At 71.7% G+C, this 21,915-nt stretch carries 18 protein-coding genes and 1 pseudogene; 7 read left to right on the forward strand and 12 right to left on the reverse strand.

Annotated elements, in window-relative coordinates; genetic code table 11:
• Positions 1 to 31: 31 nt before the first annotated feature.
• From ABZ453_RS28260 to ABZ453_RS28280, 5 genes are all read right to left on the reverse strand, one after another.
• Positions 32 to 628, reverse strand: a complete 597-nt coding sequence (locus tag ABZ453_RS28260) for an ATP/GTP-binding protein (RefSeq protein ID WP_359019003.1) — start codon at positions 626 to 628, stop codon at positions 32 to 34.
• Positions 612 to 968 (reverse strand): DUF742 domain-containing protein, encoded by a 357-nt coding sequence (locus ABZ453_RS28265; protein ID WP_359019005.1) that lies wholly within the window; start codon positions 966 to 968, stop codon positions 612 to 614. The genes ABZ453_RS28260 and ABZ453_RS28265 overlap by 17 nt, the downstream gene beginning before the upstream one ends.
• Positions 965 to 1,393: a roadblock/LC7 domain-containing protein gene (locus ABZ453_RS28270; protein WP_208785709.1), complete on the reverse strand. Its 429-nt coding sequence runs from the start codon at positions 1,391 to 1,393 to the stop codon at positions 965 to 967. The genes ABZ453_RS28265 and ABZ453_RS28270 overlap by 4 nt, the downstream gene beginning before the upstream one ends.
• Positions 1,390 to 3,717, reverse strand: a complete 2,328-nt coding sequence (locus tag ABZ453_RS28275; RefSeq protein ID WP_359019008.1) for a nitrate- and nitrite sensing domain-containing protein — start codon at positions 3,715 to 3,717, stop codon at positions 1,390 to 1,392. Before ABZ453_RS28275 ends, ABZ453_RS28270 begins: the two co-directional genes overlap by 4 nt.
• A 188-nt stretch (positions 3,718 to 3,905) precedes the next feature.
• Positions 3,906 to 5,093, reverse strand: a complete 1,188-nt coding sequence (locus ABZ453_RS28280; RefSeq protein WP_359019010.1) for a DUF5685 family protein — start codon at positions 5,091 to 5,093, stop codon at positions 3,906 to 3,908.
• Positions 5,094 to 5,403: 310 nt separating this feature from the next.
• Here ABZ453_RS28280 and ABZ453_RS28285 point away from each other — a divergent pair, with 310 nt between their 5' ends.
• On the forward strand, positions 5,404 to 5,844 hold the full coding sequence (locus tag ABZ453_RS28285) for a cell division protein SepF (protein WP_133047262.1): 441 nt from the start codon (positions 5,404 to 5,406) through the stop codon (positions 5,842 to 5,844).
• A 37-nt stretch (positions 5,845 to 5,881) separates the two neighbouring features.
• Here ABZ453_RS28285 and ABZ453_RS28290 read toward each other — a convergent pair whose 3' ends face one another.
• Together ABZ453_RS28290 and ABZ453_RS28295 are read right to left on the reverse strand one after the other, a co-directional pair.
• Positions 5,882 to 7,072, reverse strand: coding sequence for an acyl-CoA dehydrogenase family protein (locus tag ABZ453_RS28290; RefSeq protein WP_359019013.1), 1,191 nt, complete (start codon positions 7,070 to 7,072; stop codon positions 5,882 to 5,884).
• Positions 7,073 to 7,185: 113 nt separating this feature from the next.
• Complete coding sequence (locus ABZ453_RS28295; protein WP_359019015.1) at positions 7,186 to 8,790, reverse strand: MFS transporter; 1,605 nt, start codon at positions 8,788 to 8,790, stop codon at positions 7,186 to 7,188.
• A 261-nt stretch (positions 8,791 to 9,051) separates the two neighbouring features.
• On the opposite strand from ABZ453_RS28295, the gene ABZ453_RS28300 reads away from it, so the two are divergent.
• Both ABZ453_RS28300 and ABZ453_RS28305 read left to right on the forward strand, forming a co-directional pair.
• Positions 9,052 to 10,311: a mannosyltransferase family protein gene (locus ABZ453_RS28300; RefSeq protein ID WP_359019017.1), complete on the forward strand. Its 1,260-nt coding sequence runs from the start codon at positions 9,052 to 9,054 to the stop codon at positions 10,309 to 10,311.
• A 237-nt stretch (positions 10,312 to 10,548) separates the two neighbouring features.
• Positions 10,549 to 11,565 (forward strand): phosphatase PAP2 family protein, encoded by a 1,017-nt coding sequence (locus ABZ453_RS28305; protein WP_359019019.1) that lies wholly within the window; start codon positions 10,549 to 10,551, stop codon positions 11,563 to 11,565.
• Between the two features lie 96 nt (positions 11,566 to 11,661).
• Here ABZ453_RS28305 and ABZ453_RS28310 read toward each other — a convergent pair whose 3' ends face one another.
• Positions 11,662 to 11,877 (reverse strand): I78 family peptidase inhibitor, encoded by a 216-nt coding sequence (locus ABZ453_RS28310; RefSeq protein WP_359019021.1) that lies wholly within the window; start codon positions 11,875 to 11,877, stop codon positions 11,662 to 11,664.
• 433 nt (positions 11,878 to 12,310) lie between these two features.
• Between ABZ453_RS28310 and ctaD the strand changes: the two are divergent.
• Positions 12,311 to 13,948 (forward strand): annotated as a pseudogene (gene ctaD, locus ABZ453_RS28315) (cytochrome c oxidase subunit I); the annotation flags it as partial.
• Here ctaD and ABZ453_RS28320 read toward each other — a convergent pair.
• From ABZ453_RS28320 to ABZ453_RS28330, 3 genes are read right to left on the reverse strand one after another with little or no spacing between them, the layout of a single operon-like run.
• The gene (locus ABZ453_RS28320) at positions 13,881 to 14,924 is read right to left on the reverse strand and encodes a YafY family protein (RefSeq protein ID WP_359019023.1); all 1,044 of its coding nucleotides are present in this window, start codon (positions 14,922 to 14,924) and stop codon (positions 13,881 to 13,883) included. The pseudogene ctaD and the gene ABZ453_RS28320 sit on opposite strands and share 68 nt — an antisense overlap.
• Before the next feature lie 14 nt (positions 14,925 to 14,938).
• Positions 14,939 to 16,240 carry an ABC transporter substrate-binding protein gene (locus tag ABZ453_RS28325; protein WP_359019025.1) on the reverse strand — a complete coding sequence of 434 codons (1,302 nt, stop codon included), beginning with the start codon at positions 16,238 to 16,240 and terminating at the stop codon, positions 14,939 to 14,941.
• The gene (locus ABZ453_RS28330) at positions 16,209 to 16,787 is read right to left on the reverse strand and encodes a hypothetical protein (RefSeq protein ID WP_359019026.1); all 579 of its coding nucleotides are present in this window, start codon (positions 16,785 to 16,787) and stop codon (positions 16,209 to 16,211) included. The genes ABZ453_RS28325 and ABZ453_RS28330 overlap by 32 nt, the downstream gene beginning before the upstream one ends.
• Before the next feature lie 131 nt (positions 16,788 to 16,918).
• Here ABZ453_RS28330 and ABZ453_RS28335 point away from each other — a divergent pair, with 131 nt between their 5' ends.
• Genes ABZ453_RS28335 through ABZ453_RS28345 form a run of 3 tightly spaced genes read left to right on the forward strand, consistent with a single transcriptional unit; the run spans position 16,919 to position 20,771 of the window.
• Complete coding sequence (locus tag ABZ453_RS28335; RefSeq protein WP_359019028.1) at positions 16,919 to 17,395, forward strand: hypothetical protein; 477 nt, start codon at positions 16,919 to 16,921, stop codon at positions 17,393 to 17,395.
• Entirely contained in the window at positions 17,395 to 20,127 is a 2,733-nt protein-coding gene (locus tag ABZ453_RS28340; protein WP_359019030.1) for an ATP-binding cassette domain-containing protein, read from the forward strand. Before ABZ453_RS28335 ends, ABZ453_RS28340 begins: the two co-directional genes overlap by 1 nt.
• Positions 20,124 to 20,771: an ATP-binding cassette domain-containing protein gene (locus tag ABZ453_RS28345; protein WP_359019032.1), complete on the forward strand. Its 648-nt coding sequence runs from the start codon at positions 20,124 to 20,126 to the stop codon at positions 20,769 to 20,771. The genes ABZ453_RS28340 and ABZ453_RS28345 overlap by 4 nt, the downstream gene beginning before the upstream one ends.
• 87 nt (positions 20,772 to 20,858) lie before the next feature.
• Here the strand turns inward: ABZ453_RS28345 and ABZ453_RS28350 are convergent, their stop codons facing one another.
• Positions 20,859 to 21,536 (reverse strand): transglycosylase family protein, encoded by a 678-nt coding sequence (locus ABZ453_RS28350; protein WP_359019034.1) that lies wholly within the window; start codon positions 21,534 to 21,536, stop codon positions 20,859 to 20,861.
• Positions 21,537 to 21,915: the final 379 nt, after the last annotated feature.

A 21,915-nucleotide genomic window follows, 5' to 3' on the forward strand; every position in this document is an offset into this window, starting at 1 on the left:
CCCCTCCCCTCGTGCTTTTCGCGGTCGGCCGCTAACGCACCATCGCGGCCCGCCTCCTGGGCGCTGCCCGGACCCCGATCACCCGATCCAGCAGAGCGCCCAGCACATCACGCACGGAAGACCGCTCCCGTGCGTCGCACTCCAGCACCGGCACGTCGCCCCCCAGCCCCAGTGCCTCGCGCACTTCCTCCAGTTCGAACCGCTCCGCCCCGTCGAAGCGGTTCACGGCCAGCACGAACGGCGCCCCCTGCGACTCGAAGTAGTCAACCGCCGGGAAACACTCCTCGATACGCCGGGTGTCCACGAGGACGACCGTCCCGAGGGCACCTTCCACCAGGTCGTCCCAGAGGAAGGAGAAGCGGTCCTGCCCGGGCGTCCCGAACAGGTACAGGGCGATCGTCGGGTCCAGGGTGATCCGTCCGAAGTCCAGGGCCACCGTGGTCGTCGTCTTCGACTCGACCCCGTCCAGCGAGTCGACGCCCACCGAGACCTGGGTGATCGCGGCCTCCGTGTCCAGCGGCTCGATCTCCGAGATCGCCCCGATGAACGTGGTCTTGCCGACCCCGAGTCCCCCGCTCACCACGATCTTCACGGCGAGCGGCACGGTCCTGTCAGAGCGCCCGGACATGGTCCCTGATCCTTTCGAGCGTCTGGAGCGGCAGCTCCGCGGGTTGCCGGCAGGTCAGCTGACCCGCGACGACGAGGTCGGACACGAGCACCTTGGCGACGCCCAGCGGCACACCGACCCGCGACGCCACCTCCGCGACCGTCGTCGGCTGCTCGCACACCGCGACGATGTGCCGCCGTTCGAAGGTCAGCGTCTCGTCGGGCACACCGACGGCCACGACCAGCGTCTCCAGCCGAAGGTCCGCCCGGAGCGGCTCGGCCCGGCCGCCGGTGATGATGAACGGCCGGACGAAGGTCGCGTCCTCGACCGGTTCTACGTCCCTGGGGAGTTCGCCGTTCACCGCGGCAGCGCCTGCCGCAGATCGGCGATGAGCGTGGGCGTGAGCAGATCACCCGCCCGCTCCGCGAGCACGGCCATCTCATAGCCGACCAGACCCAGTTCACCGCTGCTGTCGGCGAGCACCCCGAGACAGCTGCCGTCCCGGATCGCGGAGACGAGGAGGAATCCGCGCCCCATTTCGATCATGATGAGCTTGACCCCGTCGAAGCCGTACCGCTTGGACGCGCTGCGCGCCAGGCTGCTCAGCCCCGACACGATCGCCGCGAGATGGTCGGCCTCGGTCCGCCCGAGCCCGTCGGACACGGCGATCAGCAGCCCGTCGGAGGAGACGGCGACCGCGTCCCGTACCCCGTCGGTGCTCCGGACGAAGTTGGCGAGCAGCCAGTTGAAGGTCTGCGAGTCGTTGTGGGCGTCCACGGTGGTCACTTGGCGTCACCCTCACCCTGTTCGGCGGACCGCTGCTTGTCCTGCTGCTTGTCCTGCTTCTTCTCCTTCTCCACGCTGATCCCGCCCCGCATGTGGGCGCTGCGCAGGGTGGAGAGCATCCCGGAGATCTCCTCGGGGCTCCGGTCGGGGGTCGGCCCGGCGGGCGCCGGCCGGTGCGGCCGGTCCGTCTCGCTGACGGCGTCCGCGATCGCGCTGCGCTGGGGCCGCTTGACGAGCCCGTTGCGGGTACGGGCGGCGGAGGCGCCGCCCCTCACGCCGGCGCTCCTGCCCTCGTTCCTGTTCTCGTCCACGCTCGGCTTCGCTTCCGCCGTCACGGTGACCGGCTCGGCGGCCGGCACCTCCGTCTCCTTGCGCGGTGCGGGCAGCACCGCCTTGTCCGCCGTCTTGTCCGCCGCCTTCTTCGGCGGGGCCTCCGTCAGCAGTGAGGTCGGGATCAGCACCCGGGCGACCACACCGGCCGCCGGCGCCTCCCCGAGCCGTACCTCGATGCCGCACTTGCGGGCGAGGGCGCCGACCACGAAGTGGCCGAGGAACCGGGTGGGTTCGGCCATGAAGCCGGCGGTGCCGGACAGCCGTACGTTGGCCTCCGCGAGCGCCTGGGCGTCCATGCCGAATCCGTGGTCGACGATCGCGACCAGGTAGCCGGCGCTGGTGCGGCGCCCCTCGATCTCGACGTCTGAGTCCGGCGGGGAGAAACTGAGCGCGTTCTCGACCAGTTCGGCGAGCAGATGGGCGACTTCGGCGACGACGGAGCCGGTGATGTGCGCGGGTTCGATCCGCCGCAGGGTGACCCGGCGGTACTCCTCGACCTCGGAGAGCGCGGCGCGCAGCACGTCGGTGAGGGCGAGCGGGGTGGCCCAGGGGCGGGGGCTGGACTCACCGGCGAGCACCAGCAGGCTCTCGGCGTTGCGGCGCATCCGGGTGGCCAGGTGATCGAGTTCGAAGAGGTTGGCCAGGGTGGCCGGGTCGGCGTCCTCGTGCTCCAGCTTGTTGATGAAGCTGATCTGCCGGCGGACCAGGTTCTGGTTGCGGCGGCCCAGGCTGACCAGGGAGTCGGTGGCGTTGCGGCGCAGCACGGCCTGTTCGGTGGCGAGGTCGAAGGCGGCGCGCTGGACGCGGTCGAAGGCCTCGGCCACCTCACGCACCTCGGCGCCCGTCCTGCCGGGGAGGGTCAGTGGGGCGGGTGGTTCGGGAGTCTCCCCGGAGGCGGCGTTCTGGACGGCGGCGACGGCGCGCGGCAGTCGCTCGCCGGCCATCTCCCGGGCCTGCTGGGCGAGTTCGACGAGCGGCGCGGAGACGGATCGTACACAGTCGAGGGCCAGGGCGCCGAGCGCGGCGACGGTGCCGAGGGCGAGCAGCGCGAACAGCAGCAGGTCGCGCTGGGCGGCGCTCTCCAGCTCGGCGGCGCGGTTCTCGACGTCGGCGCCGAGCGAGACCTGCGCCTGGCGCAGTCCGTTGATGGTGGAGGTGGTCGCGTCCCACCAGGCCATCGGCGGGATGGCGCGGGAGCCGAGCCGTCCGCCGCCGTGCACCGCGGTGCTCTCGTACGCCAGCATGCGCTCGGCGTCCGGTGTGGTCAGGGCCGCGTTCAGGCGCCGTTCCTGGGCGGCGGTGGCCGAGCGCGGGAAGGCGGCGAAGGCGGCGAGCCGGCCGGCCCGGATCTGCATGAAGCGGCTGTAGTCGTCGCCGTGGAACTTCCCGCCGCGCACCGAGCCGAGCACGATGGCGCGCTCCTCGCCGGTGAACTCCTTGGCGTTGCCGAGGGTCTGCAGCGACTGGTAGGCGTCGCGCAGGGGGCCGTCGTGGACCTCGTCGAGGCCGAGGTCGAGCCGGTCGAGGACGGTGATGGTGGTGGTGAAGTAGTCGAAGGTGTCCTTCACGACGCCGGTGTGGTCGTCCGCGTGACCGCGGATGCCGGCGAGTCCGTCGAGCCGTCCGAGCGACTCGCGCACGGAGTCGGCGGCGCGGTCGCCGCGGCCCTTCAGCGCCTTGTCCAGCGCGGTGCGGGCGGCGTCGGTGGCCTCGCGCTGGGCCGGCAGCTTGGCCTTGAACTGCCAGACGCCGCCGACGTATCCGGTGCTGAGGCCGCGTTCTTTCTGCAGTTCGTGGACGAGGCCCTGGAGGGTGATCTCCAGGCGTGCGTTGTGCTCGGTGGCGGATGCGTTGCGGTAGGCGGAGATCTGCTCGCCGGCGGCGAGCCCGAGCAGCGCCAGCAGGACCGCCAGGGCGAGGATGAGGATCCTCAGCAGTCTGGTGCGGATACTGGTGGTCGCTCGGGATGTGACGTTTGCTGTGACGTCCACGGAAGTGCCTTATATGAGGGGCGGGTCGGGGGAAGGAAGAAACTGTTCTGCTCCCGCCCAACGACCTTCACGAGGCGACGGTCACCGGATCATGTTTTTGTTTTACGTCCCGGAAACAGGATCTCCGGGAAACACCAGGTGGCCGCCGGACCGCGCGCATCCCGTATACGCCACTGTCGGTAGCCGGTTCAGCAACCGCAGTCGCAGCCGCAGTCACAGCAGTCGCATCCGTCGCACTCCCCGCAGCACTGGCAGCAGTTGCAGCAGTTGCAGCAGTCCCCGCAGTCCCCGCAGTCGGAGCAGCTCGCGTCGCGGCACAGACCGTCCCTGCGCTCACGGCTCCACGGGTCCTCGTACTCGCCGCAGCACACCTGGCAGGTGCAGGCCAGCCCCGCCCACACCGCGCACCCCGCGAGCAGTCCGCGCCGCTCACGCCGGGGTGGCTGGGGCGGCGGCCCGCCGGGGGAGCCGGGCGGCGCGTACGGTCCCGCGAGCGAGGGAGTCGAGCGGTGCGCGCAGGACGCCGTGCCGAAGGCGCGGTCGACGGAGGCGCGCAGTTCGTGCACGAGCAGCCGGTGAGCGAGCTTCCCGTCAGCGAACTCCACCTCCCGCAGCGCGAGCCGGATCCCGTGCAGCGCGTCGTCCGAGAGCCGTCGTGCCTCGGTGAGCGGGGTCCCGGTCGCGGTGAGCGGGTTCCAGGCACCCGACGCCGCGTCAGCTTGCCTGTCCTCCACGGCGTCCAGCAGATGCGCGAGCCGCCCGAACAGCCGCCCGACCTCGGCCAGCGGCTCGGCGTTGCGGGGTCTGCCTGCGAGAACGGCCGTGTGGGCGAAGGCCGCGGCGGTCGCGGTCTCGGTCGGCTCGGTGACCGTGAGCAGGGGCGTGCCCGGTCCGGCGAGCGCCTCGATGCCGAGTTGCCGGTCCACGGCGTCCACCAGCACGGCCGTGTCGAAGCCGACGTCGGCTCCCGTACGGGCCCCCGCCGCGCCCCAGCTCGCGGCGACCCGGCGGGCCGCGAGCGCCACGGGCCTTCGCGCCAGCAACCCGTCGCCGTCGGCGACATGGTCGCGCACCTTGGCCGAGGCAAGCACCAGGGAGACGGCGGCCGCGAGCCGCGAGCCCTCGCCCCGGGCGACGGAGGCGGTGCGCATCCCGCGCAAGGGGCACGGGCCCGCCGTACGCCGCCAGATGCCCGCCTTTTCCGCCTGAGCCTCCGTCAGAACGGATATGAGGAGCCCGTCGTAGTTGGTGACGACCCGAGCGAACTGTCCGTGGTCCCCGCGCAGCGCGAGACACAGTCCGCACAAGTGCGCCATCCACTGGGACTTGAGATTCTCACCGAGCCGATGGGTGCAGGGCCTGACGATTCCGAACATGGTGATCCCCCGTGACGCGTGTGACTTCCCGGGCCGTTGGCACGGCGCTGAGCTGCCGCATCGTATCGATCACCCGTTCACCCGGACGCACCGTCCATCACCCGTACGCCACGAAGAATCATATTTCACTCACAGTCAGCAGCCGCATACATCAAGACCCTTGGGGCACCCGGGCTCTCGACGTATTCGCTGTGCACCAGTACCGTCACAAACCCCCCGCGCGGCGTCTATCCACTTGGCGCGACGTCCGCATCATGGATGACCATAGGGATGCGGAAAGCAAAAAAGACCGCTGTGAGAGGAGGCGTCCATGGGATCGGTACGCAAAGCGAGTGCCTGGCTCGGCCTCGTCGACGACAACGACGACGAGCGTTACTACGACGACGACTACTCCGAAGGGACCGAGCAGCCCGGGGATGCCTGGGTCACCGACCCGCGGGTCAAGGTGGCCTCGGACGTCGCCGAGGAGAAGGGCCGCCGCATCGGCACGGTGACCCCGGACAGCTTCCGGGACGCGCGCGCCATCGGCGAGCTGTTCCGTGAGGGCGTCCCGGTGATCGTGAATCTCACGGCCATGGAGGCGGCCGACGCCAAGCGTGTCGTCGACTTCGCGGCCGGGCTGACCTTCGGGCTGCGCGGCACCATCGAGCGGGTCGCCAACCGGGTCTTCCTGCTGACCCCGGCGAACACCGAGATCGTCAGCGGCGAGCCGGCCGCGCGCCGTGAGGACGGTTTCTACAACCAGAGCTGAGGCAGGGCCGCTCACCGGCCCTGCCCCCGCGCAGGGTTCACCGGAAGGCGTCGAGCCCGGTGAGTGCCTTGCCCAGCACGAGCTGGTGCATCTCGACGGTGCCCTCGTACGTCAGCACCGACTCGAGGTTGGTCGCGTGCCGCATGACGGGGTATTCGAGCGAGATCCCGTTGGCGCCGAGGATCGTACGGGCCGTCCGGCAGATCTCGATGGCCTCGCGCACGTTGTTGAGCTTGCCGAAGCTGACCTGCTCGGGACGCAGGCGGCCGGCGTCCATGCGCCGCCCGAGGTGATGGGCGAGCAGGATCCCCTTGTGCAGTTCGACCGCCATGTCGGCGAGCTTGGCCTGGGTGAGCTGGAAGCCGCCGATGGGCCGTCCGAACTGCTCCCGCGTCTTCGCGTAGTCCACCGCGGCCTCGAAACACGACCGGGCCGCACCCATCGCGCCCCACACGATCCCGTACCGGGCGTGGGACAGACAGCTCAGCGGCCCCTTGAGCCCCACGACCTCCGGCAGGACGGCGTCGCCGGGCAGCCTCACGTCGTCGAGCACGAGTTCGCTCGTCACGCTCGCCCGCAGTGACCACTTGTGCTTGATCTCGGGCGCGGAGAACCCGGCGCTGTCGGTGGGTACGACGAACCCGCGGATCCCCTCCTCGGTCTGCGCCCACACCACGGCCACCCCGGCGACGGAGCCGTTGGTGATCCACATCTTCCGCCCGCTGAGCACCCAGTCGGTGCCGTCGCGCTTGGCGGAGGTCCGCATGGAGGCGGGGTCGGACCCGTGATCGGGTTCGGTGAGTCCGAAGCACCCGATGACCTCACCGCTCGCCATCCGCGGCAGCCAGGTCTGCTTCTGCTCCTCGCTGCCGAACCGGTGGACGGCGTACATGGCGAGAGACCCCTGCACGGAGACCAGCGACCGGATCCCGGAGTCGGCGGCCTCCAATTCCAGGCAGGCGAGCCCGTACTGCACGGCACTGGCCCCGGCGCACCCGTACCCGTCGAGGGACATGCCGAGGGCTCCGATGCCGCCGAGTTCCCTGGCCAGCTCCCGGATCCCGGGCAGCTCGCCCTTCTCGTACCACTCGGCGACCTGCGGCAGCACCCGGTCCGCCGCCCAGGCCCGCACGGTGTCGCGCACCGCCAGGTCCTCGGGTTCCAGCAGGTCGTCGATGCCGAGGGGGTCGGCGGGGTCGAACGGGGGCAACTTCGAGGACGCGGACATCAGAACACCCTCCGGCACACGAAAACTAGCAGCGCTAGTTACGACTCTGGGGCCGACGTTACGACGCGGTGTCCCGCACGTCCAGTGAGCGGCCCACGCGCAGAGGTGAGCGGCTACGCGGAGACACGGGACTGAGCGACCTCCCGGGGCGCCGGCAGCTCCACCGGTGCCGCCGCCTCCGCGCACTGCATCACCCGCGGCAGCCGCAGCGCCATCACCGCGCCCAGCAGCAACAGGCCCGCGCTGACCAGCAGCGTCACATGCAGTCCGTGCACGAAGGAGTCCCGGGCCGCGCGGCGCAGGGCGACGCCGACCGGGCCGCCGAGACGCCCGGCGACATCGTAGGCCTCGCCCAGCGAGTGCGCCGCGGAGGCCGACGCCGAGGCAGGGACCCCGGGAACGGAGGACAGGCCGGGCGCGTACGCCGCGTTCATGACGCTGCCGAGCAGCGCGATCCCGATCCCCGCGCCCAGCTGGTACGAGGTCTCCCCGACCGCCGCCGCGCCACCGGCCTGCGCCGCCGGGGCCTCGCTCAGCATCGACTCGTACGCCCCGAAGAGCGTCGTCTCCAGCCCGAAGCCGAGCAGGACGAAGCCGAACAGCAGCAGGGGCGGGTTGTCGGTGGCGCCCATCAGCGTCAGCAGCAGCACCGCCCCCGCCGTCGCAGAGAACCCGAAGCACACCATCGCTCGCGGCCCGAACCGGCGCAGCATCCGAGCCCCTGCCAGCCCCGCGGCCATCGCCGCGAAGGTCAGCGGCAGCAGCCGCAGGCCGGTCTGGAGCGGCGACAGCTCCAGCACCAGCTGCAGATACTGCGCCGCGATCAGCTCCAGGCCCACCAGCGCGAGCATCGCCAGCACGATGCAGCCCACCGAGGTGCTGAACGCCGGACGGGCGAACATACCGAGGTCGACCAGCGGGTGCGTGCGCCGGCGCTGCCGGCGCACGAAGAACACCAGCAGCACCGCGCCCACCACCAGGGGGGCCAGGGTGAACGCGCTGCCCGCCGGCTCCCCGCCGCCGAGCCGCTTCACCCCGAACACGACACCGAAGAGCCCGGCCGCGGCCATCAGCGCGCCGACCACGTCCCAGGGCCCGTCGCCCGAGCCCCGCGACTCCGGCAGCAGCATCCGCCCCACCGGCAGGCTGACCAGCATCAGCGGGATGTTGACGAGGAAGACCGAGCCCCACCAGAAGTGCTCGAGCAGGAAGCCGCCGAGCAGCGGTCCGACCGCCGCGCCGACCGCGGCGACCGCGCTCCACACGCCGATCGCCAGCGCCCGCTCCCGCCGGTCGGGGAAGACCTGGCGCAGGATCGACAACGTGGCCGGCATGATCATCGCGCCGCCGACGCCGAGCAGCGCCCTGGCGAGGATGAGGACCTGCGGGTCCTGGGCGAGGGCGGCGAGACCGGAGGCGATGCCGAAGAGACCGTAGCCGAGGAGCAGGATCCGTCTGCGGCCGACGCGGTCGCCCAGTGTGCCGAAGAGGATCAGCAGCGAGGCGCAGACGAGGGGGTAGACGTCGACGATCCAGAGCAGCTCTATCGCGCCGGGCCTGAGGTCCTCGGTGACCGCGGGGACCGCGACGTGCAGCACGGTCGCGTCCACGGCGACCAGCAGCAGGCTCACACAGAGCACGACGAGCACGACCCAGCGGTTGGCACCGGCCCCGGCCGCCCGACGGCGCAGCGCTGCGGCCGTGGTCGTCCCGGACATGTACGTACCTCCCAGATGCTTCCTCGCCTTCGGCGGGCATCGCGGGGTGGGGACTCCCCGTGATCTCGGCCGGGGAGGAGCGGCTGTCCCCGGCCCGCGCAACGAAGGCGAGTGACTCGTCAGCGTACGCGAGTTCGCGCCACGTTCACGTGGCGGACCTCTCAGAGGCGTACAGAACTCGTGTGGCGTGCGCCACTCCCCCTCACCTGGGAGCACGCGGCGCCGGGTCCGCCGGTTCCGGCGCCGTCGATAATCGAGCCCGTGACGGATCTTGCGACGCGCCCCGCGCCACCCGCCGGCCGGGCCCTGCGCCGCGCGGCCCCGGCCCTCCTCGGGTACGCGGCCGTGCGTGCGCTGGGCCTGCTCGTACTGGCGGTGTGGAGCGGGGCGCGCGGCAAGAGCGCGTACACGCTGCTGACGGCCCGCTGGGACTCGCTGTGGTACACGCGGGTGGCCGAGCTCGGTTACGGCTACGAGGTGCGGCTGCCGAACGGGGACGTGCACTCCAACCTGGCCTTCTTCCCGCTGCTGCCCTGGCTGGAGCGGCTGCTGCACGCGCTCACGCCCCTGTCGTACGCCGGCGCGGGTTTCGCCGTCAGCCTGCTCGCCTCGCTCGCGGCGGCCTGGGGGATCTTCGCGGTCGCGGAGCTGGTGCACGGCCGGCGGGCCGCGGTGTGCGCCGTGCTGCTGTGGGCCGCGCTGCCCGTGGGGATCGTGCAGTCGATGGCGTACAGCGAGTCGCTGTTCACCGCGCTCGCCGCCTGGGCGCTGTACGCGGTGCTGACCGGCCGCTGGCTGACGGCGGGGGGGCTGGCCGCGCTGGCGGGGCTGACCCGACCGGTCGGGCTGGCCGTCGTGGCGGCGGTGTGGGCCGCCGGGATTGCCTCTTTCGCGCGGAACCGGAGCGCGCCGGACGCGGACGGCGCCCCCGCGGGCGCTCACGCCCCCGCGTCGCCCGCAGAGAGGCCCGTGGAGCGCGTCCCGCCACCAGAGGGCGCCGGAACCCCTGCGCGCGCCCCCACGGCCGTACGGCGGGCGCTGGGGCTTCTCCTCGCCCCGCTGGGCGCCGCCGGCTACGTCCTGTGGGTCGGCCACCGCACCGGCAAGGGTCCGCTGGGCTATCTGGACGTCCAGGCGGGCTGGCGCAACGGCTTCGACGGGGGCGCCGCCTTCGTCCGCTTCGTCGCCGACAAGTTCACGTCGTTGCCGTCGGCCCTCGCGGGCACCGGGATCGTCCTCGGGGTCGGGCTCGTGGTGTGGCTGTACGTCGTCTGCGTACGGCAACGCCAGCCGGTTCCGCTGCTGGTGTACGCGGGCGTGGTCACCGCGCTCGCGCTGTGCGCCTCGAGCTACTTCGGCTCGAAACCCCGCCTGCTGCTGCCCGCCTTCCCGCTGCTGCTGCCGCTCGCCGTCGTCCTGGCCCGGGCCCGTACGTCCAGGTCGGCGCTGGTGGTGGGCGGTGTCGCGGTGGCGTCGGCCGTGTACGGCGCGTTCTGGCTGAACGGCTCCGGTCCGCCATGATCGATCCTGGCGCCTCGTGAGCGTCCAGGTAAATCCCGGCCAGCTTTCGGTGAACGAATTCATAAGCCGCAGAAAACTGATTCGCGGAATGATCAATGGAAATGAAGGGCGCGGCGGCCCACCATTGCGGATTCCCTGGAAATAAACCCCTCGCTGAGAGGAATCCCACATCACATCGTCATCACAAACCCGCTGAAGAGACGGAGAACTTACCTCACTGGCTGTAACGTCGATTGGGTGCGTACCGAACGAAACCTCACCCGTCTGGACCGGGTGTTCGCCAGACTGGACCGGGAGCCGGAACGACCGGCGAACCTCGATGTCCCGAAGATGAGCCGGCACCGGGTGGCGCTGCTGACCGGCACCCTGGCGTTCTACCTGGCGATCGTGTGGGCCGTGGTGACCACCTCCTGGCTCGTCCGCCTGGACTGGCAGGTCATGTTCTTCCGGCCGTACCAGCAGTGGCACGGCGTCCACTGGTTCGTCGACTACTACGTGGTCCTCGGCCAGCGCGGCCCGACCGCCGTGATGGTCGCGGCCTGGCTGGGCTGGCGCTCCTGGCGGCAGCACACGCTGCGTCCGCTGCTGACGCTGGGCACGGCGCTGCTGCTGCTGAACATCTCCGTCGGCGCCGCGAAGCTCGGCATGGGCCGCCTGGGCCCGCACTACGCGACCACGATCGGCTCGAACGAGATGGGTCTGGGCGGCGATATATTTCCCAGCGGTCACACCGCCAACGCCGTCGTGACCTGGGGAATCCTGGCCTATCTCGCCTCCACGCCGAGGGCCCGCCGCTGGCTGTCGGCGATCTCCGCCGTGACCTCGCTGGGCGTCGGGATGGCCACCGTCTACCTGGGTACGCACTGGCTGAGCGACGTCCTGCTGGGCTGGGCGGCCGGTCTGCTGGTCCTGCTCGCCCTGCCCTGGTGCGAACCGCTCATCGCCCGCGCCGAGGTCGAGCTGTTCGACCTGCGCGACCGCTGGCGGGCTCGCAAGGCCGCCACGGCACCCGCACCGACCCCGGCCCCCGCGGGCTCGCCGGTGCTGCTCACACCGCGTACGACGGCTCAGGACGAGGCCGCGCACGAGCCGGCGGCCCGCTCGCCCCGGGCGCCCGTCTATCTCGCCCCCGGCCCGCACACGGCCCGCTCCGAGCGCACGCCGGTGACCCCGGTGGGCAGTCGGCGGCCACCCCACCCCGACCGCGTCTCCCGCGGCACACCGGCCTCGGCCCGCCCCGTGACGGGCGGCTGAGCGGCTCCAGGACAGCGGGGTCCGGTACGCACAACCCACGCCCCGCAGGACGAAGGCCCCGGCCCCCTCATCGAGGGACCGGGGCCTTCGCGCGTGTCAGCCCTTCCAGGCCCGTACCACCAGACCGTCCTTCACCTCGAAGTTCAGCCGGCCCTGGCGGTACTCCATCGTGATGATCGCCCCCGGCGGCAGTGAGCGCACCGTGGACCAGCCGCGCTCCCGCGCGCGACGCTCGGCGCCTGCCTGGTCGAGGCCGACATACGCCTCCGGACTGTCCTCGGGCTCCGCCTGCGGAGTGGGAATCGGTGCCATGCCGCCACGCTAGGCCCTGCCCCCGGCCCGCGGTACCCCGGACCGCCACGACGGGTCCCACGTGCCCCTCCGGTCACACTTCTGTCACAGGATCACGACGCGCGTTTCGGCGGCACTGAGTCACACGTACGAGCGGTTCCGTACGCCTTCCGCAGTCAATCGAACGTAATTCCCGCGTGTCGCTCGGGCTTGTCCAATACCCGGGCGGAAAGTGCCGTGAGAACGGCCCCCGGTCGCCGTCGGATTCGATTCCGGGCCGATTCCGGGCGCCGGTCGCGGGAGCTGACACCGCATAGGAAATACATGGATCCGGCACACAACCCCCGCACACCCCCTGTCGCGGCGCACGCCGAGGCGCGCATCATGGCGTGAGCTCGCGAGCGAGCGCGGGCTGCAGCGGACCCGGTGCGACGAGCGAAGGGGCGAGCGAACGATGGGGACCCAGACCGTGCGGGCGGCGGCGCGACCCGTACCGCACAAGCAGCGCGGCCGGCTGGTCGTCGACTGGCTGACCACCACCGACCACAAGAAGATCGGGCATCTCTACCTGATCACCTCGTTCGTGTTCTTCCTGGTCGGCGGGGTGATGGCGCTGCTGATGCGGGCCGAACTCGCCCGTCCCGGGCTGCAGATCCTGAGCAACCAGGAGTACAACCAGCTGTTCACGATGCACGGCACGATCATGCTGCTGCTGTTCGCCACCCCGTCCTTCGCGGGCTTCGCCAACGAGCTGATGCCGCTGCAGATCGGCGCCCCCGACGTGGCGTTCCCCCGGCTGAACATGTTCTCGTACTGGCTGTTTCTGTTCGGCGGTCTGATCGTGCTCGGCTCGCTGCTCACGCCCGACGGGGCCGCCGCCTTCGGCTGGTTCGCCTACGCGCCGCTCAACGACTCCGTGCACTCCCCCGGTCTCGGCCCCGACCTGTGGATCATGGGGCTGGCGCTGGCCGGGTTCGGAACGATCCTCGGCGCGGTCAACTTCATCACGACGATCATCGGGATGCGCGCGCCCGGCATGACGATGTTCCGGATGCCGATCTTCACCTGGAACACGCTGTTCACGTCGATCCTGATCCTGATGGCGTTCCCGGTGCTCGCGGCGGCGCTGCTGGTACTGGAGGCGGACCGGCGCTTCGGCGCGCAGGTCTTCGAACCCGCCAACGGCGGGGCGCTGCTGTGGCAGCACCTATTCTGGTTCTTCGGGCATCCCGAGGTGTACATCATCGCGCTGCCGTTCTTCGGGATCATCACGGAGATCATCCCGGTCTTCGCCCGCAAGCCGATCTTCGGCTATCTGACGCTGGTCGGCGCGACGATGTCGATCACCGGTCTCTCGGTGGTCGTGTGGGCGCACCACATGTTCGTCACCGGCGCCGTGCTGCTGCCGTTCTTCTCCTTCATGAGCTTCCTGATCGCCGTCCCCACGGGCGTGAAGTTCTTCAACTGGACCGGGACGATGATCAAGGGCTCGCTGTCCTTCGAGACGCCGATGCTGTGGGCGGCCGGCTTCCTGGTGACGTTCCTGTTCGGCGGTCTGACCGGAGTCCTGCTGGCGTCGCCGCCGCTGGACTTCCACGTCTCGGACACCTACTTCGTCGTGGCCCACTTCCACTACGTGGTGTTCGGCACGGTCGTCTTCGCGATCTTCGGCGGGCTGTACTTCTGGTGGCCGAAGTTCACCGGGAAGATGCTGGACGAGCGGCTCGGGAAGATCCACTTCTGGACGCTGTTCGTCGGCTTCCACACCACGTTCCTGGTGCAGCACTGGCTGGGCGCGGAGGGCATGCCCCGCCGGTACGCCGACTACCTGGCCGCGGACGGCTTCACCGCCCTGAACACGGTGTCGACGATCGGGGCGTTCCTGCTCGGCATGTCGACGCTGCCGTTCCTCTACAACGTCTGGAAGACCTCGAAGTACGGCGTGCGGGTCGAGACCGACGATCCCTGGGGGTACGGCCGCTCCCTGGAGTGGGCGACCTCCTGCCCGCCGCCCCGGCACAACTTCACCGGCCTGCCGAGGATCCGCTCCGAGTCCCCGGCGTTCGACCTGCACCATCCGGAGTACGCGGCGACCGAGGACGAGCCGCTCGGAGAAGTCCGCGCGACAGGCGGTCCCGAGACGTCCTGATCGCCTCGATCAGCTCGGCGGGCTCCAGCACCTCGAACTCGAAGCCCGTCATCATCACGTGAATCACCATCACCTCCAGGCTCGCCGCTCCCGTGCGCAGGACGCAGGCGTCCGGCCCGTCCGCCTCCAGCGTCCCGGCGCTCGGCGAGATCCGCTCGGCGGCCTCCTCCCGGGGCACGAGCAGACGGACGACGGCCTGGGTGGCGTACGCGCGCATGGAGACGCCCTTCGAGACGTACGCGGCGAGGTCCTCGGCGGGCGGGGTGCGCGGGGCGAAGCGTGGGCCGTGCGGCGGCCTGGGCGTGATGCGGTCGACGCGGAAGGTCCGCCAGTCCTCGCGCTCCAGATCCCAGGCGACGAGGTACCAGCGCCGCTCGCTGCAGACGAGTCGGTGGGGTTCTACGGTACGGCGGGTGGCCTGGCCCCCGTGGTCGCTGTACTCGAAGCGCAGGCGCTCGGAGTCCCGGCAGAGGATGGCCAGCTCGGTCAGGACGGCGGGATCGACCGCGGAGGGCAGGGGGCCGCGCAGCATGGGCACGGTGAAGGCGTTCAGGGCGCCGACCCGGCGGCGCAGCCGGCTCGGCAGCACCTGCTCCAGCTTGGCGAGGGCCCGTACGGAGGTCTCGCCGATGCCCTCGATGCCCTGCCCGGCGGCCGTGCGCAGGCCGACGGCCACGGCGACGGCCTCGTCGTCGTCCAGCAGCAGCGGCGGCAGTTCGGCGCCCGCGCCCAGCTGGTAGCCGCCCCCGGTGCCGGGACTGGCGTTGACGGGGTAACCCAGCTCGCGCAGGCGGTCGACGTCCCGGCGCACCGTGCGCGCGGTGACGCCGAGGCGCTCGGCGAGGTCGGCGCCGGACCAATCACGGTGCGCCTGGAGCAGAGAGAGCAGACGCAGCAGTCGTGCCGAGGTCTCCAGCATGGTCAAAGTCTCTATCAGGGGGAGTACGGCAGTTGCGGCACATCGAAACAGGTGTGGTTCATGTCCCCTTGTGAGACCCAGCCCTTGCCGTCCCTCCAGCGCGCCACCGACAGACAGGTCCGGCGGGTCTTCGGCGGCTCGGCCAGCCGCTGGAAGGACACGGGCAGCAGCAGCCCGTCGGCGGTGTAGCCGTCGCCGCGGTTCATGAATCCGTCCACGCACGCGCGCGTGATGCCCGTCCGCGCGCAGGACCTGGCCGCGTCCGTGAACCACATCGCGGCCGCCCAGCCCTCCAGTTGCCACTGGGAGTGCGTCTTCAGGCTCTTGGTCGCGTCCCGGAACTCCCGCACGGCCGCGTTCGCGGTGTCGTCGTAGTCGCGGCTGGCCCCCGTCGCCCACAGGGCGTTGCGGCAGCGCGGCGAGTCCTGGTAGTCGTCCGGGACGGTGGAGGTCCAGTTCTGGACGTTCGTGACCTTGGCGATGACCTTGGCGCCGACCTCGTCCATCGCCTTGCACAGCTGGGCGTTGCCGTGGGTGTCGATGGCGTCGAAGACCAGGTCGGCGCCCTGCTCCTTCAGGTCGGCCGCGGCGGCGCGGAAGTTGGGCAGCGCGAAGTCGACCTGCTCGCTGACGACCTTGTAGCCCTCGGCCTTCAGCCCCTGCTCGACCAGACGGGCGTAGGCGGCGGAGGAGGCCTGGTTGTACGACACGACGGCCGCCGTACGGGCGCCCTGCTTCTGTTTGAAGTACCGGTAGACCTCCGTGCCGCCGTACAGCTTCCCGCCCCAGCCCGGGGTGCCGTTCCTGGGCGCGAGGCTGCCGTAGATGCCGTACAGGTGCGGCCAGGTGTCGTAGGCGGCGCCGATGGGCTGGCCGCCGATGTCGGGTACGCGCGCGTGCGAGACGCGGGGGGCGCCCGCGTAGTCGAGGGCGGTGGTGGCGACCAGGGCGACGACCTTCTCCTCGTCGACCAGCTGGTGGACGCAGGTGTTGTCGCCGACACCGCTGCCGCCGTCGTCGCACTCGCGCACCTGGACGGGGTGCCCGTCGATGCCCCCGCGCGCGTTGAGGCGGTCGAACCAGGCCTTGGCGCCGTCGCGCGGGCCGGTGAAGGCCGCGCCGCCGACCGGGCTGGTGACACTGGTGATGATGCCGACCGGGATCGGTGTGCCGCCGCTCGGCGCGGGCACGGGTGTGCGGGTGTCGTGCTCGAAGTCGCTCTCCGGCAGCCGGCTGCCGCACGCCGTGCCCAGCAGGAGCAGCAGCGCGGCGGCAGCCGCGCCCTCAGCAGCCCGCGGCCGGCGAACCCGACGCATCGCCGCTCAGCTGGACCAGCGCGCACAGGGTGTTGACGGACACCTTCCAGGTGCCGCCCTGCTGAACCGCGGTCCCGGAGGCCTTCGGCAGCGCGGTGGCGCCCTGCAGGGTCAGCGCGTACGTCACGGTCGCCTTGGTCGGTGAGGTGAACTCGATCGTCTGGACCTGCGCCTGCACCTGGCCGCCGCGCTTGTCACCGCTGAAGGCCTTCAGCACCGGCGCCATGCTGTCGCCGTTCTCCAGCACCTTCTGCTTCTCGGCCAGTGACGTCTTCGGGTCGAAGAACTTCTGCCAGTTGACCGTGATCTCCTGCTTGGCGGCCGCCGGGTCGGCGGGCGCGGTGGCCGGTGCGCTCGTCGCCGGGGTCGCCACGGACGGAGTGGGGGGCGCGCTCTGGCTGCCGCCGCCGCTCTTGTCGCTGCACGCCGCGAGGACGGGGGTGAGGATGAGAACGAGGGCGGCGAGCGCCGCCGTACCCCGTCCCGCCGCCCGTGGGCCGCGCCCCCTTCGTGCCTTCCCCCGCCTGAGGTCGCTCCCGAGAACCATCTGGCTCACCACCGGGTGTCGTTCCGGGCAAGGTGCGCCCGGTGCTTTCAGGGTCAGCTTCCAGAAGGCATAGTGCAAGCGATCGGCAGACCTGGGAAGACAGTCAGACGCGTGACGTGTGGGAGCCAGAGATGCGGACAGCCAGACTCCGGAGCGTGCACCCCGTCCTGTGGGCCGGCTGGGCCGCGCTCGCCGCGGGCGCGGTGCTGTGCGTCATCGGCTGGTACGGCGTCTCGGGCGAGCGCTACGCCGAGCGGCAGCTGCCCTATCTGGCCTCCTGCTCGATCCCGGGCGCGGCCCTGATCATCGCGGGGGCGGTGCTGCTCACGCACGGCCGGGGCGCGCTCGCCGCCACGCGCGTGGAGGAGCTGTACGGCCTCCTGGTCGCCGCCGAGCCCTCGGACGCGGACGAGCCGGTGCAGCCGGCCGGTGCGCCCCTCGCGGTCAGCGGGGACCTGCTGATGGTGCCCGGGGGCACGCTCTGGCACCGGGCGGACTGTCCGCTGGTGGCCGGGAAGGTGGAGGCGGTCCCGGTGGACGCCAAGCTCCTGGCCGGCGGCGAACTGGGCCCGTGCCCCATCTGTGAGCCCGTCGAAGAAACCGACTGATGTCGTCCCTGACGTACGACCTCACGCTCGCCGGCCTCTCGGTGGGCAGCGCGGCCGCGCTCACCGGGATCGGCCTGATCGTGACGTACCGCGCGACCGGCGTGCTGAACTTCGCGCACGGCGCGATCGCCATGGTGTGCGCGTACGTGCTGCGGCAGTGCGTGGTCGAGTGGGGGTGGCCGCTGTGGCTCGCGGCGACCGCGACACTCGTCGTCCTGGCTCCGGCGATCGGCGTGACCCTGGAGCGGTTCGTCTTCCGCCCGCTCGCGGTCCGGGGCAGCGACCCGGCGCAGACCCTGGTCGCCTCGATCGGTGTCTTCGTGCTGCTGGTCGGCGGGGCGGCGCTGCTGTGGGGGCAGGGGGCGAGGGACGACGCCCCCGAGCTGGTGTCGGCGGACCCCTGGGGGCAGTTGGCGGTGGTCCTCGTCCTGGCGGCCGGTGTCGGTTCCGTGATCCGCTGGACCCGGTTCGGGCGGGAGCTGCGGGCCGTGGTGGACGACCGGCAGCTCGCGGTGCTCGGCGGGATCGACGCGGACCGGGTGGCGGCGGCCGGCTGGGCGTTCGGGGCCTTCACGGCGGGTCTGACGGGCGTACTGCTCGCGCCGTACGTCCGGCTGGACCCGTACGGACTGCCGCTGCTGGTCATGGAGGTCGTGGCGGTGGCGGTGGCCGCGCGGATGCGCAGTCTGCCGGTCGCCGTGGCGGTGGCGCTCGGCATCGGGGTGGCGCAGAGCCAGTTGACCCGGCTGCATCCGTCGGGCTGGGGCGGGCCGCTGCTGCAGGCGGCCGACGCGAACCTGTTCGTCGTCGCCCTGCTGGTCACGTCCCTGGCGATGCCTCGCGTCGACATGCGTGACGCCCTGCCCCGCACGGCCACCGCGCGCCTGCCGACACCGCCGGGCGCGTGGATCGTGGCGGTCGTGCTGTTCCTGCTGCCGCTGGGCTTCGCGGGTTCGGACCTGCACACATCGGTCCAGGTACCGGCGCTGGGGGTGGTCCTGCTCTCCCTGGTCGTCGTCACGGGCCGCGGCGGCCAGATCTCCCTCGGCCAGGCCGCGTACGCGGGTCTGGGCGCCCTCTTCACGGCCCTTCTCTCCGCCGGCCGCTTCCCGGGCCTGCCCCGTCTCCCGGAACTGGCCGCCCTCGTGGTCGCGGTCGTCCTGGTGGCTCCCCTGGGCCTGCTGACGGGCCGGCCCGCGATCAGTCGCCGGGGCCTGGCGCTCGCCCTGGTGACCTTCGCCGTGGGCGTCGGCGTGAGCCGTTTCGTCTTCGCCCAGCCCTACGCGACGTCCGGCCTGTCCCTGGACCGCCCGGCGGCCTTCGACGGCGACCGCGCGTACTACGTCCTCGAACTGGTGCTGCTGGCGGCGGCGTTGCTCGCGACCCACGCCCTGCGCCGAGGCCGTACCGGCCGGGCGCTGGCCGCGATGCGGGACGACGAGTCGGGGGCGTCGGCGACCGGCGTGCAGGTGCCCTCGCTGAAGCTGCTGGCCTTCGTCTCGGGCGCCGCGCTGGCCGCTCTCGGCGGCGGCATGCTGGGCATGGGGGTGCGCGCCTTCGATCCCGCCGCCTTCGACCCCGTGCGCGGCCTCCTCTGGTTCGCCGCGGTGGTGGTCCTGGGCGCCGACAGCACCCTGGGGGCCCTGGCCGCGGCGGCCCTCCTGGTCGGCCTCGACGCCGGCACCAGGGGCGGGGTGGCGGCCGCCGTGATCGGCGTCCTGGCAGTACTGGTGGGCCGCTTCCCGGCCGGCCCGCACGAGGCCTTGCGCACAGCGGCGAGCCGCCTGCGGGGCCGGCGGACGGCGAAGCTCACGCCGGCGGGAGCGCGTGTGCGGACGCACGTACACCCCGCAGCTCGACCTGCCACCCGGCGACGGGCACTGGCGGGAGTGACCCCTCGGCCGCGGGTGGCAGCCGCCGACGGCGCTCCACCCCCACCAGGGCCACCCGCACCCGACCACGAATCCCGCACGGGTGGTGGGGGTTGGAACACAAACCCGGCCGGAGGCCGGGTGCCCCGCCACGCACCCGCACCCGCAGCCGCCGCCGCACCGACCCTCAAGGCCCGCTCACTCCACGCCCGATACGGCCGCTTCACCGCCCTCGACGGAGTCGACATCGACGTACCTCCCGGCCGGATCACCGCCGTCGTCGGCCCCAACGGCGCGGGCAAGAGCACCCTGTTCCACTGCCTGGCCGGCACCCTCCACCCCACCCACGGCCAGGTTTACCTCGGCGACCGAGACATCACCCGGCTCCCACCCCACACCCGCACCCGCCTCGGAATCGCCCGCACCTTCCAGCAGCTCTCCGTCTTCCCCTCCCTCACCGTCGCCGAGAACGTCCGCGTGGGCGCGGAACAGGGCCGCCCCACCGATCCGGAGGCAGTCGAGCGCGCCCTGAGACTCTTCGGTCTGGACGGCCCGGCGAGTTCCCTCCCCGCCGCCGCCCTCCCCACCGGCACCCTCCGCCGCGTGGAACTGGCCCGGGCGCTCGCCGGCAACCCCCGCGTCCTGCTCCTGGACGAACCCGCGGCCGGCCTGGACGGCACCGAGGTCGCCGCCATGACCCGCGTACTGAAGGCCCTCGCGGCCGACGGCACCGCCCTCCTCGTCGTGGAGCACGATCTCGACCTGGTCGCGGACCTCGCCGACGTCGTGCACGTCATGACGGCCGGTCACATCGTCGCCTCCGGCCCCCCGGACCACGTACTGGACGAGGTCGTCCCATGACCGGCATCGCCCTCCGCGACGCCCGCGTGCGCTACGGCCCCTTGGAGGCCCTGCACGGCGTCACCCTCGCCGCCCCCTCGCCCGGCCTCACGGTCCTCCTCGGCCGCAACGGCTCCGGCCGTACGACCGCCCTGCGCGCTCTGGCCGGAACCGTGCCCCTGTCCGCCGGCACGGTGATCTGGGACGGGACCGACGTGACCCGGCTGCCTGCGTACGAGCGTGCCCGGCGCGGACTGTGCCTGGTCCCGGAGCGCCAGGCGGTGTTCGGCTCCCTCACCGTCCATGAGAACCTCGAACTCGCCTCCCAGCAGTACGACTTCGCCCTCGACGCCTATCCGCAGCTCAAGCCCCTGCTCCAGCACCGGGCCGGCACGCTCTCGGGCGGCGAGCAGCGCATGCTCGCCCTCGCGCGGGCGCTGCTGGCACACGCGCGCGTGGTCCTCGTCGACGAGCCGGCGCAGGGGATGTCACCGCCGGTCGCGGCCCGGACGTACGAACTGCTCGCCGGTCTGGACGCGTGTGTGATCGTCGCCGAGCAGCGGCTGCCGCCCGGGCTTCGCCACCGAACCCCGGTCCTGGTGTACGAACTGCGGCGCGGGACGGTCGTGTTCGGCGGCGAGGCGGACGAGCGGGCCAGACGATGACAGGGCTGCCCCGTGACCGACGGACGCCGAAGGGCCTCGTCCGTTGTGCCGGACGAGGCCCCGCGGTACCCGGTGAGGGGATGTGCCTCAGAGTTCGAGCTGCTGCCCGGGCACGATCAGGTTCGGATCGCCGCCGATGACGGCCTTGTTGGCGGCGTACAGGCGCTGCCAGGTGGTTCCGTGCCGCGCGGCGATCATGCTGAGGGTGTCGCCCTCACGGACCGTGTAGTCGCCGCGGGAGGAGCTGCGGTTGGTGTGCTCGGTGGAGTGGGCCGGCGCCTTCGACGGCTGCTTCGCAACCTTCTTCGAGGCGTTCTTCGACGCCTTCTTGGAGACGACCTCCTCGGGGGCGGCCTTCGTGGACGCGGCACCCGACGAGGCGGGCGCCTTGCCGTACGCACCGGCCCGGGCCGAGCAGACCGGCCAGGCGCCCCAGCCCTGGGCGTGCTGGACCTTGGTGGCGACGGCGATCTGCGCTTGCCTGGAGGCCTTGTCGGCGGTGGGGGCGTAGGCCGAGCCGCCGTACGCGCGCCAGGTGCCGGCGGAGAACTGCAGCCCGCCGTAGTAGCCGTTGCCGGTGTTGATGTGCCAGTTGCCGCCGCTCTCGCACTGGGCGATGCGGTCCCACACTCCGCCGTCCGCCGCGACCGCGTTGCCGGTGGCGGCCAGCAGTCCGAGGGGGGCGAGCAGTGCGGCCCCGGCGAGGACCGCCGTCGTACGCGTCTTACGAACGTTGTCGCGGGTGGTATCGGCACACTCGGACATGTAATTCCCTCTCGAAACACCCGGGGTCCCCCAAGGCGGGGCGCGCTCGCGGCACTTGGGCCGGTCGCCACGCTCCGCCCCGTCCGCCGCGACCGCGCCGGCCGGTGGTGCGGGCCGGGTGCGGTGGACGGACGTTTCCCGAGCGGTGCTCGTTGCACACGGCCGAGGAATCTAAGGAGCGGTGGGGCGGGACGACAACCAATGAGCCGTCGTGCCAGGTCAGTTGGGTGTTACCGGAGGTAGCGAGTTTTTCCGGAGACCTGATTCGCTCCGTGATTTCCTGATATTTCGACCACCTGGGCCATCTGACTGTGACTCACTTCACGCAACCAACTCCCTTGACCTGACAAGCACTTGACCGTGAGTGACCGATTCCGAA

Source organism: Streptomyces sp. NPDC005799, assembly GCF_040630525.1.
Taxonomy (GTDB): domain Bacteria; phylum Actinomycetota; class Actinomycetes; order Streptomycetales; family Streptomycetaceae; genus Streptomyces; species Streptomyces griseorubiginosus_B.